Origin of the sequence: Gemmiger qucibialis, assembly GCF_027689445.1 — a bacterium.
Lineage (GTDB): Bacteria > Bacillota > Clostridia > Oscillospirales > Ruminococcaceae > Gemmiger > Gemmiger qucibialis.
Window position 1 is genome coordinate 187,230 of record NZ_JAQFEN010000004.1, and the last position, 15,131, is coordinate 202,360.

Annotated in this window: 11 protein-coding genes; 1 reads left to right on the plus strand and 10 read right to left on the minus strand. The window is 57.5% G+C overall.

The genetic code is table 11. The annotated features are described in order from the left end of the window. Positions 1-22: 22 nt before the first annotated feature. Positions 23-2,269, plus strand: coding sequence for a glycoside hydrolase family 2 protein (locus tag PG062_RS08795; protein ID WP_270751999.1), 2,247 nt, complete (start codon positions 23-25; stop codon positions 2,267-2,269). Positions 2,270-2,359: 90 nt separating this feature from the next. On the opposite strand, the gene PG062_RS08800 is transcribed toward PG062_RS08795, so the two are convergent. The 10 genes from PG062_RS08800 to PG062_RS08845 form a co-directional block, all read right to left on the minus strand. Next, complete coding sequence (locus PG062_RS08800) at positions 2,360-2,533, minus strand: hypothetical protein (protein ID WP_270752000.1); 174 nt, start codon at positions 2,531-2,533, stop codon at positions 2,360-2,362. A 58-nt stretch (positions 2,534-2,591) separates the two neighbouring features. Next, positions 2,592-3,551 (minus strand): ketopantoate reductase family protein, encoded by a 960-nt coding sequence (locus PG062_RS08805; RefSeq protein WP_270752001.1) that lies wholly within the window; start codon positions 3,549-3,551, stop codon positions 2,592-2,594. A gap of 101 nt (positions 3,552-3,652) precedes the next feature. Then, complete coding sequence (locus PG062_RS08810; RefSeq protein WP_270752002.1) at positions 3,653-6,328, minus strand: family 78 glycoside hydrolase catalytic domain; 2,676 nt, start codon at positions 6,326-6,328, stop codon at positions 3,653-3,655. 3 nt (positions 6,329-6,331) lie between these two features. Further along, positions 6,332-7,252: a nucleoside hydrolase gene (locus PG062_RS08815; RefSeq protein ID WP_270752003.1), complete on the minus strand. Its 921-nt coding sequence runs from the start codon at positions 7,250-7,252 to the stop codon at positions 6,332-6,334. A 451-nt stretch (positions 7,253-7,703) separates the two neighbouring features. Continuing rightward, positions 7,704-7,934 carry an HPr family phosphocarrier protein gene (locus tag PG062_RS08820; RefSeq protein WP_270752004.1) on the minus strand — a complete coding sequence of 77 codons (231 nt, stop codon included), beginning with the start codon at positions 7,932-7,934 and terminating at the stop codon, positions 7,704-7,706. A 60-nt stretch (positions 7,935-7,994) separates the two neighbouring features. After that, positions 7,995-9,518, minus strand: a complete 1,524-nt coding sequence (locus tag PG062_RS08825; RefSeq protein WP_270752005.1) for a glycoside hydrolase family 43 protein — start codon at positions 9,516-9,518, stop codon at positions 7,995-7,997. Positions 9,519-9,523: 5 nt separating this feature from the next. Next, complete coding sequence (locus PG062_RS08830) at positions 9,524-11,482, minus strand: hypothetical protein (RefSeq protein WP_270752006.1); 1,959 nt, start codon at positions 11,480-11,482, stop codon at positions 9,524-9,526. 101 nt (positions 11,483-11,583) lie between these two features. Continuing rightward, positions 11,584-12,432 (minus strand): carbohydrate ABC transporter permease, encoded by an 849-nt coding sequence (locus tag PG062_RS08835; RefSeq protein ID WP_114000130.1) that lies wholly within the window; start codon positions 12,430-12,432, stop codon positions 11,584-11,586. A 19-nt stretch (positions 12,433-12,451) separates the two neighbouring features. Beyond that, complete coding sequence (locus PG062_RS08840; protein WP_270752007.1) at positions 12,452-13,354, minus strand: carbohydrate ABC transporter permease; 903 nt, start codon at positions 13,352-13,354, stop codon at positions 12,452-12,454. A 252-nt stretch (positions 13,355-13,606) separates the two neighbouring features. After that, positions 13,607-14,968 (minus strand): ABC transporter substrate-binding protein, encoded by a 1,362-nt coding sequence (locus PG062_RS08845; protein WP_270752008.1) that lies wholly within the window; start codon positions 14,966-14,968, stop codon positions 13,607-13,609. Positions 14,969-15,131: the final 163 nt, after the last annotated feature.

The window sequence follows — 15,131 nt, forward strand, 5'->3', positions numbered from 1 at the left end:
ACAACAAGACAGGAGATTTGCCATGCGTAACGTAGTTTCCCTGAACGAAAACTGGACCCTGACCTTCCCCAAGGGCGAGCGCCCGGCTGAAGCGGTTACCCTGCCCCACACCTGGAACGCGGTGGATGGCATGGACGGCAACGGCAGCTATCTGCGCACCACCGGTGTTTACACCCGCACCTTTACTGCGCCCAAGCAGCCTTTGTCCGGCGGCCGCACCTATATTGAAGTTCTGGCCGCAGCCCTTTCCGCTACCGTCAAGGTCAACGGAACGGTTGCCACCACCCACGAGGGCGGTTACTCCATTTTCCGCGCTGATGTGACGGATTTGTGCCATGACGGCGAGAATGAACTGACCATTGAAGTCAGCAACGAAGATACGCCGTCCATGTATCCCTCTTCCGCCGACTTCACGTTCTATGGCGGCTTGTACCGCGGCGTCAACCTGATCAGCGTGCCCAACACCCACTTTGACCTGGATTATTTCGGCGGCCCCGGCATTAAAGTTACCCCCAAACCGGCAGCGGACGGCGGCGCCACGTTCGAAATCAAAAGCTATGTAACCAACCCGGACGAAAACTTTACCGTGCAGTACAGCATTGAAGATCCCTATGGATTTGAGGTTGCTTCTGCCACCCGCCCGGCTGATAACACCGCCGTTACCCTGTATGTGCCTGATGCGGAGCTGTGGAGCATGGACGAGCCCAACCTGTACACCGTAATTGCCCGCCTGCAGCGCTGCAATGAATCCTATGATGATCTGTACGTCAATGTTGGTGTGCGCAGCTACACCGTCACCCCGGACGGCGGCTTTTCCATCAATGGCGTGCCCACCCCGCTGCGTGGTGTTTCCCGCCATCAGGATCGCTTGTACAAAGGCAACGCTCTGAGCATTGACGACCATTACGAAGATGCCCAGATGATCAAGGAAGTCGGTGCCAACACCATTCGTCTGGCCCACTACCAGCACAGTCAGGATTTCTATAACGCCTGCGACTCCATCGGTTTTGCCGTTTGGGCCGAGATTCCGTTCATCAGCGTGTTCAAACCCGGCGAGGATGCCCACGCACACTGCCGCCGCGAGATGACCGAGCTGATCATCCAGAACTACAACCACCCGTCCATCATGTTCTGGGGCATTTCCAACGAAATTTTGATTGGCGGCATCAGCCAGGAGCTGGTGGAACGCCACCACGACCTGCAGAAGCTGTGTAAGGAGCTGGATCCCACCCGTTCCACCACCATTGCCCATGTTTCGCACACCCCGACCGACGGCCCCATGCACCACATCACCGACCTGGAAAGCTACAACCACTACTTTGGCTGGTATGGCGGCAAGATTGAGGACAATGGTCCCTGGCTGGACAAGTTCCACGCCGAGCACCCCGATATCTGCCTTGGCGTTTCGGAATACGGCTGCGAAGGCATCATCAACTGGCACAGCAGCACCCCCCAGTGCAAGGATTATACCGAGGAATACCAGGCCGTATACCATGAATATATGGCACAGGCCTTTGAGGATCGTCCCTGGATCTGGGCCAGCCATGTATGGAACATGTTCGACTTTGGCTGTGCAGCCCGCAACGAGGGCGGCGTGGCAGGCCGCAACAATAAGGGCCTTGTTACCATTGACCGCAAAACTCGCAAGGACAGCTTCTACCTGTACCAGGCATACTGGACCAAGGACCCGATGGTGCACATCAACGGCCGCCGCTATGCCCAGCGCGCCGGGGAAACCACCGAAGTCAAGGTTTACTCCAATCAGGACTGCGTGACCCTGTACCTGAACGGCAAGGAAGTTGGCACCCAGCAGGCCCACCGCGTGTTCCACTTTACCGTGGCGCTGGCCGAGGGCTTTAACACCCTGCTGGCCGTGGCCGGTTCCGCCAAGGATTCCATCACGCTGGAAAAGGTAGAGAAAGAGCCCGCCTGCTACACCCTGCCGGAGTTCAATGAGCGCCAGGAGGGCGTTGCCAACTGGTTTAAGCAGATGGGCAGCCTGGATCTGGAATCCCCGATGGAATTCCCCGAAGGGTACTATACTATCAAGGACTCTATGGCAGAGCTGGCCAAGAACGAGGAAGCTTTTGCCATTGTTGCCAAGGCCGTAAAGCTGGTCACCAACTTTGACCTGAAACCCGGCCAAGGGATGTGGAGCATGATGAGCGGCATGAGCCCCGAACACATGAGCGGCATGATCTCCACCGACCTGCTGGGGGATAAATTCCTGCCCAGCCTGAACGCCCAGCTGATCAAGATTAAAAAGTAATCCCCTGCCTTTTTAACCCCATAAAGGTAGACGGAACAGCAAGCAAAAACGCCAGAGCAGCACCCGGTAAGGGTTGCTGCTCTGGCGTTTTTATTCGCGTATTATTGTTATTTTTGTCGTTGTTAATTCTTTTTCTTCCTGTGCGTCCGGTTTTGCGGTAAAAAAGTGTTTCACCTTTTCTGCCCCGGCTGCATCCATAGGGTACTGGACTTTGATGCGCCCATCCTCAAAGCGCAAAATTACCGTGCAGCAGGTCAGCAGCAAATCGCACTGGCTATGGCGCATCCGATAGAACGCTTTTATGCTTTTCCCTCTCGCCCGCTTATTTGGCGCAGGTCAAATCGCTTGCCTTGGCCGCATAATCAAACAGGCCATCGTTCTTTTCTTCCAGTGCCTTGATCATGTGATAGGTATACTCGTTATACGGCGTGGGAATGCCAAGTTCCTGCCCCATCCGCATCAGCGCACCGGAGAACATGTCAATTTCGGTGTGCCGCCCGGCATCCAGATCCTGTAACGTGGAATAGCGCGTTGCAGGTGGGACCAGGCTGCCATGGCGGGAACTTGCATCCACCTTGCTCAAATCAATGCCCTTCGCCACGGCAATGGCCTCCAGCTCATGGCACAAACCATCGCTGATGGCTTTCATGTGGGCACTGCTCTGGTAACAGCCAACGCCCGCGCCCAAAATGCCCTGCGGCAGATTGTTGCAGACATTCAGGCGGAACTTGCTCCAGATTTCTTCCTTAATATACGGGGTAACGCGGGAATGAATGCCCGTACCGGCAAGCAATGCTTCCACCGCCTGCACGCGCTCGCTTTTCAGCGGTGCGGCAAGCTCGCCATAGATAATGCCGATGGTGGTTTCGGGGTTGAAGTGGTAGCCGTCGGCTTCCTTGTGGGAGGCCACCTTGATGAGGGAGGGCAGAACATGTTCCGCACCGATTTTGGCGGCGATGATTTCCTCACTGTCCACACCGTTCATCAGGCTCATCACGGTGGTGTTGGGGTCAACGGCGGCGGCAATGCTGTCCAGTGCGCCGGGCAGCGCACCGTATTTCAGCGCAACCACCAATAGATCCACGCCGTTTGCTTCCTGCGGGGTCCAAACCTGCGGGCGGTAGGTGGTGCCGTTGATGGTGATTCCCTGTTGTTTCAGCCGTTCGGCACGCGGGCCTTCGGCAATTACAGCAAGGCGAATATCCTTGCGGGAGCTGAGTCCCCAGATGACATAAGAGCCGACTGCACCGGCCCCCAGAACAGCAACAGATTTGATTTGCATGCTTCCCTTTCCCCTTTCGCCTGCAGTACTTTTTCTATTCCCGCGGGTAATCGTTGTATTTCTTTGGGGCTATTGTACCATAAAGGAACGCTTTGGTTCAATTACTGCTCCATCGTATAGCTGACCCGATACTGGCCGGAGCCCACTTGGGCGGTAGGGCATCCGTTTTGTTCCGCAAAGGTCAGGCCGTCCGTTTCCAGCAGCTTGGCACCGGGTTCCAGGCAGATTTTTGCCGCTGCATTGGGTGGAATTTCCGCCGTAACGGTGATTTTCCCGTCATCAACTTGCCACTGCAGGGCATAGCGGCCAAAGGGGGTCTGGTGCCAGGCCTGGGCCCAGCGCAGCCCGCCACCGGGGCGCGGGGCCAGCCGTGCGGCGCAAAAACCTGCCGTGCCCGGCTGCTGGCCAATACCGGCGCACTCGCCGTACAGCCATGCCCCCACCGCGCCGTATGCGTAATGGTTGAAAGAGTTCATCCCCGCGGACCACATCGTGCCGTCCGGGCGGCGGCCATCCCAGTGTTCCCACACAGTGGTGGCCCCCTGCAGCACCTGATACAGCCAGCCGGGGTAATCTTTTTTCAACATCAGGTCATACGCCTGCTGCCAGCAGCCATTCTGGCTGAGCGCCGCGCAGAAATACGGTGTGCCCAAAAAGCCGGTAACCAAATGCCCATTTTGTTGTTCCAACAGTTCCAGCAGGCGCTGGATCGTTTTCTGCTTCCACTTTTGCGGGGTCAGGCCAAAGCGCAGGGCCAGAATATGGGCTGTCTGGGTCTGGGCGGTCATTGCACCATCCAGAGTAAAAAAGTTTGCGGCAAAATCTTGGGCTGCCTGGCGGTGAACCCCCGCGTAAAGCTCTGCATCCTGCCGGTTGCCCAGTACCTCCGCCGCCAGCGCCAGCAGCTGGGCCGAAAGCGCATAGTACGCCTGGCTGGTCAGCGCCGTGGGGGTTGCGCCAAAATAACTGCCCGGTTCGGCGTCCAGCGCCACCCAGTCGCCCAGCTGCATCTTGAAATCAAACAGACCGTTTTGGGTGTTGGCGCGCATAAAATCCACCCAGCGCTTCATGCTGGGGTACTGGCTGCGCAGAATGGTATCGTCGCCATACATCTGGTACAGCACCCAGGGGATCACAGTCGCGGCATCGCCCCAGCCGGAAGCGCCATATGGGCAGTTTTTCATCAGCCAGTTGGCCTCGGTGTGGGTTTCCTCAATATTGGGCACCACATTGGCCACGCCGCCGTCCGGCAGCTGGTCCACGGCAAGGTCTTTCAGCCACTTGCTGTAAAAAGTCCAGGTATCGGCCAGCCAGCAGGCGGTCTCGCAAAAAATCTGTGCATCGCCGGTCCAGCCAAGGCGTTCATCGCGTTGGGGGCAATCGGTGGGCACATCCAAAAAGTTGCTTTTCAGCCCCCACAAAATGTTATGGTTCAACTGGTTCACCAGCGGTTCGGAACAGGTAAACTCCCCCGCCGGCTGCATGGCGCTGTGCAGCACGCAGGCGGTAAAATTGGCCGGTTCCGGTTTTCCCGGCCACTGCACCACCAGCGCATAGCGGAATCCCATATAGGTAAACTGCGGCTGCCAGGTCACCGTTTGGCTGCGGGCAAAGGTATATTGCATGGTGGTGCGGGCTTTGCGCAGGTTGGCCAGGTAGGGGTTGCCATCGGCGTCCAGCTCCTCAAAGCAGCGCAGTTCAGCCACCTGCCCGGCTGTACCCTGCACGGTAATTTCCACCCGGCCCGCCATGTTCTGGCCAAAATCCACCACTGTGCTGCCATCCGGCGCGGTAAACACCCGCTGCGCCGGGATGCGCTGCTGCACGCATACCTTGCCTGCGGCCTGGGCGGCCAGTTTGGCGGCAGGGTACGGCACGGTGTGCACGGCGTGCCAGCGGCCTGCGGGGGTGTTTTCCGGCGTTTTGCATTCGGCCCAGTGGGGCAGTTCCAGCGCGGCATCGTATGCTTCTCCGTGGTAAATCTCTGAGAATATCACGGGTGCCTTCGTTCCCTGCCATGCTGGGCCGGTGTTCACGGTTTCACGGGTGCCATCGGCATACACAAGGGTCAACTGCATGGCAAAGGCGGTGGTATCGCCATAGTTGTTGCGGGAGCGGGTCAGGCCCATCACACCCTTGTACCACCCGGCCCCCAGCATTGCCCCGGCCATGTTGAGGCCGGGGTGCAGCATGGCAGTGACCTCATAGGTCTGGTAGAGCAGGCGGCGGTTATAGCTTGTCCAGCCGGGGGTCATCTCATCGGTGCTGACCTTTTGGCCGTTGAGATAAACATTATACAGCCCCAGCGCCGTGGTGCAGGCATACGCGGCCCGCAGCCCCGGCTTTACGGTGAACGCCGCGCGCACCATTGTACCGGCGGAGGATTTCCTGCAGGTTTCGGGGGATTCCGCGCTCACAAACTCGGCTTTCCACTCGGCTGCCGGGTCCAGCAGGGCGGTGATGAACACCGCCGGTTCGCTCCACAGGGTCTGCTGGGGGCCAGCAGCGGTATCGGCCCAAACCTGCACACGGACGTAATATTTTTGCAGCGATTGCAGCGTCAGGCCCGCCACGTGCACCGCGGTGGAGTTTCCGGTTTCACAGGTTTCATCGTACAGCAACGCGGCAAAATCCGGGGTCAGGGCAACTTGCAGGCGGTACTGCGTCTGGCGGATGTTCCGGCAGTTCCCTTCCAGCTGCCAGCCGAACACGGGGGTATGGTCCAGCCCAACGGGGGTCCGCTCATGGTCAAACCAGAGGCCGGTCACAGTCAGCATGGTTCACTCCCCCTTTTGCGCCATATACTGGGCAAACAACGCCAGCTTGGCGTACAGATCATCCAGAATCAGACGGCTGTCGATCCCCTTATACACCCGGATGGGCCGATTGCGGCCGATGGCGGCATAAGTCTGGTCCGCCGTTACATAGGGCGCGGGCACCCAGTCAAACTGGAAGCGGTGTTCATACAGCAGCAGGCCGGGGGCGGGGTTATCGCCCAAAACCCAGCTTTCGCCCGTGCGGAACGCGCTGGCGCGGGATTCCGGCGTTTGGCTGTAAGCCACCAGCTGGTCAAACAGGTAGCGGCCCACGGCTCCCTGGGGGCGCACACGGTATTCCAGTTCCGCCATACTGACCGGCATCATCTCGTACACATTTTTGGGCACCTGCCACACCGGCATGGTGCTGCCAAACACCACGTTGACGGCGTTGACATCATTGCCCAGGTTGAACTCCGGCCCGCCCACAGGGTACGGTGCGCCGCCGATCCAGATTGCGGTCAGCCGGCCCGCAATGCGGGGTTCCTGCAAATAGGCGCTGGCCAAATCGGTCAGTGGGCCAAGCAGCAGCACAAACAGCGGGCGGGTATCCTCTTTCATCGCTTCACGGATGATCAGCTCCGCGCCTTCGCTGGGCACCGGGGTAGCGGCATCCGGCAAAGCGTGGGGCGCACCGTGCAGCACCGGAACCGTCAGCTGCATCAGGACCGTCAAGTCTTTCAGACCCTGCCAGCTTTTCTGCATTCCGTTGGGGTCGCGGGTGCCAAAGTGGGCGGCCACCACGCCGACATTATCAAACTTGGGGCTCAACAGCGCCTGCACAACAGCAAACGGATCGTCCGCTTCGTTGCAAAGGTCGGTATCGGTAATTACACGCACCATTTTTTCTTCCGGCACGGGGAAGTTGTAGTGGGTACAGGTCATGCTTTCCTCCTATTTTATGTTCCGGGTGCTGCGGCTTGCAGTGGGGGGCAGCAGCCCGTTTTTTATTAGAACAAAAAAGGGGCGGCTCTGTGTGAACCGCCCTGTTTTATGTTTGGGTGTATCTGAAAAGTCGAAAATATCGTCTATTTCTACAAACACAGTCGGATTTTACATTAAAAAGCCTTGGAATCCACAAAGGATTCCTGCGGCTCTTTGCCTTACATCCTGCTTGTGTTTGCGAAGTATCCGTCATTTTCTTGGGCAATACCGCATAATTCTAAGTGCCGATACGGCGAGCGAGGTGCGGCAGATGCTAAGCCAAAAGCGCAGATAATACTTTGTGTATTATCGAGCATTTTGGCAACGCAGATGCCGTGCCACAGCCGCCGGAGCGGTGCTTAAGCCGCAAGGCGGGAATTGTGCGGTGTTGCCCTTGGTTTTCAGATACGCCTTAGCCCGCCAAAAAGGCCGCAAACTTTTTGTGCAGTTCTTCCTCGCTCAGGGTTGGGCTGTCCACCGTCAGTTCGCGCGCCAGGTTCAGGGCAAAAATACCCATGATGGATTTTGCATCCACGCAGTAGCGCCCGGAATGCAGGTCCACATCTCCGGGCACAGTGGCCGCAATGCGGTTAAACTCTTTCACTTCACCAATGCTGTTCAGCCGGATGGTAACACTTGCCATTGCCAGTTTGCTCTCCTTTTTGCCGCGGGCATCTGCGGTGTTCTGCCGCCAAAAGCCCGGTTAAAATGTAATGTTCAGCTGCTTGATGCAGGCAGCATCCCCTTTGGTGCCGCCGCGGGCGTACAGGGCCAGGCGCGCGCCGGTCCAGGTTGCCTTGGCAACGGGTTGGGCTCCCCCCAGCAGCACTGCGGTGCCATCTGCTGCCAGCAGGGCATACTGCACCTGCTTGGCAGCCGTTATTTTCATTGTAACGGTTATTTCATCCGTGTCAACCATTTTTTCGGCAAGGATCGTTTCTTCTGCATCGCCGGTGGGGGCAAGGTCTTTCACCATGCCCTGTACCAACTGCACGGTGCAGCCATGCGCGGTGCGGCAGAGCTCAATGGCGGAATATTTCTGCCCCATCACGCTAAGCCCTACTTTAGCTCCGGCGCCGCACCCGGCCAGGCCAAGGGTAACGTTTGCGGTAAAATCCGCTGCAGGCAGCATCTGACTGAGCACATTGGGCTGCCGCCACAAACTTCCGCTGGCCCCGCAGACCAGATGCAGTGCATCCCCCGCCACCGGGCGCAGCCAGGCTTCGGGCTGGGGGTTGGCCTGCCATTGCCATTGCAGGCCGGGCTTGCCGTTTGTAAAGCTGTCCCCTATTTGCAGGCCGGGACCAGCTTCGCCTTTGGGGCAGTCCCACTCGGTCACCGGCTCGCCGATGCCATCGCCGTTTTGTTCCAGGCCGATGAACGGCCAATCGCTGTGCCAGCACATAGGCTGCAGGTGTACCACGCGGCCCAGTTCAAACCGGTCCTGGAAATGCAGGAACCAATCGCTGCCGTCCGGCGCTGTGACCCACGCGCCCTGGTGGGGGCCGTTGATGGAGCTGGCCCCCTGGTGCATGACGATTTTTTCCTCATACGGGCCGTACACATTGCGGGCGCGCAGCACGGTCTGCCAGCCGTATTCCACACCGCCTGCCGGGATAAAGATGTAATACAAGCCGTTGCGCTTGTACATTTTGGGGCCTTCGGCGGTGGGCTGGCTCAGGGTGCCATCAAACACGATGGGGCCGTCCTCCACCACTTCCAGCGTTTCGGGATCCAGGCGGGAAAGCTGGATCTTGTGCTTAATGCCGCAGCGGCTTTTGGCAAAGGCGTGGGCCATATACACGCTGCCGTCATCGTCCCACAGGGGGCAGGGATCGATCCACCCGCTGGCGGATTTTACGCAGTGCAGCGCACTCCAGGGACCGGCGGGGTCGGTGGCTTCGGTGTAAAAAATGCCCTCGTCCGGCAGGGGAATGAATGCATAGAACCTGCCCGCATGGTAGCGCAGCGCCGGGGCCCAGGTGCCGCAGCCATGGGCTGGCTGGGCATAGCGGTCAAACGGCAGACGCTCCACGCAGTTGCCGATGCGCTCCCAGTGGACAAGATCCTTGCTGTGCAGCACCGGCACGCCGGGCAGGTAGGTAAAGCTGGAAGAGATCAGGTAATAGTCCTCCCCCACGCGGATGGCGTCGGGGTCACTGAAATCCATGGGCAGCACCGGGTTCTGGTAGCAGCCATTTTTGATATCGGTCACATAACGGTCCATTGCTTTTATCCTTTCTTGTGTTCGACTTCCAGCAGCAGCTCACATGCAGCTTCCAGCACGCAGGCGGAAGCCCACAGATTGTGGCTGAACCAGCTGCTGAACGGTCTGCCATCACTGAAGCGCTCCACATCCAGCCCATCGCTGGGGCACCAGCGTTCCGACAAAATGCCGTAACGGCCATAGCCGGTGGCTGCGGGGTACAGTTCCAGGCATTGCAGCATCCAGGCGGCAGAATCCGCCGCGCGGCTGGCGTAATAGCCGTCACCCGTCACCCGTGCCAGATAGCGCAGGTCAGTGTCAATAATAACCCCCATGGGGTGGATATGCGGGTTGGAAACCGAGGTAACGGCGCCGCCGCAGGCGGACCACCCCTGGTTCAGCGGGGTGTGCTCCGGGTAGGTCTTGTAGCCATAGCGCCACAGGAACTCGTACCCGGCGCTGTCTTTCATATATTGCAGGAATTCGGCCTTGCCGGTCTGCTCATACAGCAGGCGGCTGCCGCGCATGAAGGCCAGGTTGCCCTCCTCATCCACGGCTTTCCAGGTGTCCATGGGGGTACCGTAACAGTTCAGGTCCTTGACAAAGGTATGGTAGTAATCCAGCGCTTTTTCGGCGGAGTGCAGGCAACGTTCTTCGCCGGTCAGGCGGTAGAGGTAAACCAGCGCCGGGGCAAACCAGCAGCCCGCAAAGCCGCTCCAATCCTGCACTTTGCGTTCCTGGGTGGAGTAAGTATAGCCGAAAGCGCCGTCTGCGCGCTGCAGATCCATGACGGTATGCAGCACCTTTTGGGCTGCATCCATCCATTTGGCCGGGCAGGGTTTGCCGTTTTGGTGCAGATAATCCATCGTTTTGGTCAGGTAGTGGACGGCGCTGCCCACTGTATAGGCACAGTGGCAGTCTTTGACCAGGCCGTACCCGGTCCACCAGCCGTTCACCTGGCTGCCCGCGGCATTGGGGGCCATCAGGTCGTTCAGCAGGCCGGAATTTTCGTTATACGCATCGGCAATGCGGTCAAACAGCTGTTCGCCACTCATGGCCGCGGCCAGCGGCGCTTCGGCATCCGCGCCAAGGGCATCGCGGCAGAGCACCAGCGGATAGGCCAGCACGCCGCCACCCGTCCAGCCGATCTCCGTCACCAGCCGCCAGGGGCGCATCTCGGTCTCCCTGGGCGGGCGGCAGCAGCGGTTGGTATACTCCCCCGCCGCCGCGTCAAAGTTCTGGTAGGCAAAGGTGTCCAGCATACCCTGCACGGCCTGGCGCAGGGTATTGCGGGGGACGGCGCGGTCCTGGTGGCGGGCGTATTCCTGCCGGATGATCTCATGCAGCTCGGTTCGCGGGCCGCTGTGCAGGTAGATCCTGCCGCTGGTCTGCGCCTTGCAGGCCATGCTGCGGGTGGACGGCGCCGGGGTGGAGCGGTTTTTGAAGGTGGTGGGGTCGTTGGTGTACCCCAGGCTGATGCCGAACGCATCCGGCAAAGCGGCAAACACACCGTTGCGTATGGTGCCCGCCTCGCTTTGGCTGTAAGGCTCCACGGCAACGGCCGCAACACCGCCATTCCAGCACAGTGCCGAAAGCGGCATGGCGGCGCGGTCCGCACGGAATTCCCACAGCGGCGCACAGAACGCCACCTCGTGGTGGTCCTTCGTCAGCAATGGAAATTCGCCGGGTTTGGCTTCCGCGGCGTGGTTATCGCCGTAAATATTGCAGGGGATCACATGGAAATAATCGCTCTGCCCCGGCACAGCCAGCCACATGCGCAGCTGGGTGGGGTTGGGCGCATCCATTTGCAGGGTGTAGCACAGCGTATCGCCAGCGGGGGTGAACTGCGCACTGTAATGCGCACCGTTCAGCGTCCAGTCAAAGCCGGACTGTGTGCAGGCAGTTTCCGGCACCGGCACCCAGGCATCCTCGATCCGGCAGGCAAAGCTGACGTTTAATGTTTGGGAATTCAGATCCAGTTTCATTATGATACCTCAACAAAAAATGCGGGCCGGGCAGTGCCGGCCCGCAACGGGTCAATGATTTTTAGGAGGAACAAACATTTTTAAAAAGAGGAAAACGAAAATCAGCCTTTCAGGCCGGAGGTTGCAATGCCTTCCACAAAATATTTCTGTGCGGCAAAGAAGAGGAGAACCAGCGGCAGAACCGCAACGCAGGCCATGGCCATAACGCGGCCCCACACCACAACACTTTCCGCGTCAACGGAAAGGCGCAGCGCCAGCGAGATGGTGTATTTTTTGACCGAGTTGATGAAGATCAAGGAGTTGAAGTAATCGTTATAGGTCCACAGGAACTGGAACAGGCCAGCGGAGAAGAGGGCCGGCTTCATCAGCGGCAGCAGGATCTGCCAGAAGATGCGGAAGGTGCCACAGCCATCAATGCAGGCGGATTCGTCCAGATCGCGGGGGATGCCGCGCATGAACTGGATGAGCTGATAGATGAAGAATGGGTAGCAGGCCAGCAGGGCGGGCACCCAGAATGGCATGTAGGAATCGACCCAGCCGAACTTGTTGAACAGAACGTAACGCGGGATGATGATGACCGAGTTGGGAAGCATCAGGGTGGCGATCAGGATGGCAAACAGCTGCTTTTTGAACGGGAAGTTGAACCGTGCAAAGCCATAGGCAACCAGCGCACTGGAAGCGATGGTCAGCAGCGTGGTGGGGATGACCATGATAAAGGAGTTGATGAAATAGGTTGCATAGGTATAAATACCGGCGCTTTTCCAGCCGTCAATAAAGTTCTGGAAGCTGAAGCTTTTGGGCATCAGTGCAATGGAGCCAAAAATTTCATCGTTGGTTTTGAACGCGGCCGAAATCATCCATGCAATGGGGAACAGCAGCACGCAGCCAATCAGGATGATGACCAGATAGGTCAGCACCAGGTTCAGGGTCTTTTTTTGTTGTTTTGTCATAATGCTCACGCGCCCTTTCTCAGCTTTCGTCGCCATAGAAGACCCACCACTTGGAGGTTGCGAACAGCACCAGAGTGATCAGCATGATCACAACAAAGATGATCCAGGAAATGGCGCTGGCGTAACCCATCTTGAAGTAGGAGAAGCCTTCCTTATACAGTTTCATGCCCAGCACATAGGTAGCCTTCATGGGGCCGCCATCGGTGATGACAAAGGCAGAGGTGAAGTTCTGCAAAGCCTGAATGGTCTGCATGATAAGGTTGAAGAAGATGATGGGGGTGATTTGCGGAACGGTGATGCTGAAGAACATCTTGACCTTGCTTGCGCCGTCAATCTCGGCAGCTTCGTACAAATCTGCCGGAACGTTTTTCAGCGCGGCCAGGAACATGACCATGGAAGAACCAAACTGCCAGATCTCCATCATGCAGATGGTGCGCAGGGCTTGATTGGGGTCGCCCAGCCACTGTACGTTGGGCAGGTGCAGGGTGGTCAGGATGGCGTTGATAACGCCGTTATCCATGAACATGATCTTCCACAGCAGAGCAACAGCAACGCTGCCGCCGAACAGGGACGGAATGTAGTACAAAGTACGGATGAGGTTGATGCCTTTGATGTCACGGTTGAGGAACACCGCAACAGCCAATGCCATAACCAGCTTGCCGGGCACGGTGTACAACGTGTAGGCCAGGGTAACTTTCAAGGAGTTCCAAAACTCATTATCCATGGTGAACAACTGGATGTAGTTGCTCAGGCCGGTGAACGAGGGGGTGCCGGTGATTTTGTAGTTGCAGAACGAGTAAACCAGCGAGCTTAAAAACGGGTACAGCTGCAGGATCAGCATACCGATGATCCACGGGGCCAGATAAGCAAACGCCGCGTAATCGCGCTTGGTATAGTGCTTGATTTTGGTTTGTTTTGTCATAGGATCACACCTCTTTGGAAAAAATCCGCCTTTTTACTGGTGTAGCTGAAAACAAAGAAAATGACGGATATTTCGCAAACACAAGCAGGATTTAAGGCAAAGAGCCGCAGGAATCCTTTGTGGATTCCAAGGCTTTTTAACGCCAAATCCGGCTGTGTTTGTAGAAATAGACTATATTTTCGACTTTTCAGGTACACTTTAATAAAACGGATGCCTCGGTGGGAGACACCCGTTTTTGATGTTCGCTGAGGTTTACTGGGCGCTGATGTAGCTGGAGAGCTGATTGTACATATCGGATGCAGCGCTTGCGGGGTCGGTGGTGCCGTAACCGACAGCCTCGATGGTATCAGCAATGATCTGCTTGGATTCCGGTGCGGAGGAGTACTTGTCGTTGGTCAGGCCGCTGTAGCCGCTGGCAATGTTGGCGGCGGTCATCATGTTCGGGTCCAGGGTACCGTCTTTTTCGCAGATTTCACGGGCCTTTTCCGTCGGGGGAACACTGCGCACGCAGGCCAGGGTGCTTTCGGCGTCATCGCTGTTAAAGAAGTAATCCAGGAACTTCATGGCTGCTTCCGGAGCCTTGCAGGTGGAGGTAACTGCCAGGACCTGCGGGCAGTTGCAAGCCCAGCCGTTGTCCTTAGCGCCGTCCAGCAGGGGCAGGTAGCCGGTGCCATAGGTTGCGCCCTCATTGGCGGCGGTCATAACATTGATGGTGGAGATGTAAGCGAAGGTGCAGACGTACTTGCCAGCGATCCAGTTGGGGTCAGACTGCAGGTCGTCGTTGCTGTAAGCGGAAGAGTAGGAAGCCGGTGCGCAGACATTGTTGTCGTACAGGCTCTTAACGAGATCCAGGCAGTTCTGGATATCTTCCTCGGTATAATTGAACTCTTTGGAGTCAGCGTCAAAGATGGTCTTGCCGGTCAGCTGCTTCATGTAGGTAAAGAACACCAGGTTGGTCACATACTCTTTGTTGGTGCACAGCAGGTAGGTATCGGGGTCTGCTTCATGGACCTGTTTGCCCCATTCAATGAACTGATCCCAGGTGTACTGGGTGTTGAAGTCGATGCCGTACTTTTCAGCCAGCTCTTCGTTCACAACCAGTGCCGGGCCGGCAATGCCGGTGGGCAGGCCCAGCTGCTTGCCGTCAAAGTTACCATTCACGCGCAGGCCAATGTAGTTGGGGTCAAAGTTGGAAAGATCAAAGTCGTAGTCCTTGTAATCCAGGAAGTAATCGCCGGTGGAAACAAAAGCGGGCATCGTTTCGGGGTCAATCTGCACGATGTCGGCGGCGGTGCCGGATGCCAGCTGGGTTGCCAGCTTATCATGGTAGCCGTCAGAAGAGCCATACTCGGCTTCGATCTTGATGTTGGGGTTTTCTTCCATGAACTTGTTGATGACTTCCATGGTGGCGTTGGCGCGCTCATCGCCGCCCCACCAGGCAAAGCGCAAAGTCACCTGTTCATCGCTGGAAGTGGAAGCTGCGGTGCTGGTAGAGGCAGCGCCGCTGGTGCTGTCGGCTGCCGAGGCTGCGCTGCTGGCAGCACTGCCGCCGCATGCGGCCAGAGACAATGCCATGCTGGCGGCCATCATACCGGCCATAAGTTGCTTTTTCATATTGTTTTCCTCCTTCTAAATCGGCCCTTTTCGTCGAGCCTTATCATGGTTTTATTATAATTTGTTTGGCAGATTTATAAAAGGACTCACGCTTGCTAAAAGGATTCATCATTTGACACAAAACGCCGGGCAGGTATCATCTCTTGCGTTTTGGCGCAATTTA

Excerpts from the sequence above, each read along its gene's own strand:
- PG062_RS08795 (WP_270751999.1), top strand. The coding sequence starts at position 23 with ATGCGTAACGTAGTTTCCCTGAACGAAAACTGGACCCTGACCTTCCCC.
- PG062_RS08845 (WP_270752008.1), bottom strand. The coding sequence starts at position 14,968 with ATGAAAAAGCAACTTATGGCCGGTATGATGGCCGCCAGCATGGCATTG.
- PG062_RS08815 (WP_270752003.1), bottom strand. The coding sequence starts at position 7,252 with ATGACCTGTACCCACTACAACTTCCCCGTGCCGGAAGAAAAAATGGTG.
- PG062_RS08805 (WP_270752001.1), bottom strand. The coding sequence starts at position 3,551 with ATGCAAATCAAATCTGTTGCTGTTCTGGGGGCCGGTGCAGTCGGCTCT.
- PG062_RS08825 (WP_270752005.1), bottom strand. The coding sequence starts at position 9,518 with ATGGACCGTTATGTGACCGATATCAAAAATGGCTGCTACCAGAACCCG.
- PG062_RS08820 (WP_270752004.1), bottom strand. The coding sequence starts at position 7,934 with ATGGCAAGTGTTACCATCCGGCTGAACAGCATTGGTGAAGTGAAAGAG.
- PG062_RS08840 (WP_270752007.1), bottom strand. The coding sequence starts at position 13,354 with ATGACAAAACAAACCAAAATCAAGCACTATACCAAGCGCGATTACGCG.
- PG062_RS08830 (WP_270752006.1), bottom strand. The coding sequence starts at position 11,482 with ATGAAACTGGATCTGAATTCCCAAACATTAAACGTCAGCTTTGCCTGC.
- PG062_RS08810 (WP_270752002.1), bottom strand. The coding sequence starts at position 6,328 with ATGCTGACTGTGACCGGCCTCTGGTTTGACCATGAGCGGACCCCCGTT.
- PG062_RS08835 (WP_114000130.1), bottom strand. The coding sequence starts at position 12,432 with ATGACAAAACAACAAAAAAAGACCCTGAACCTGGTGCTGACCTATCTG.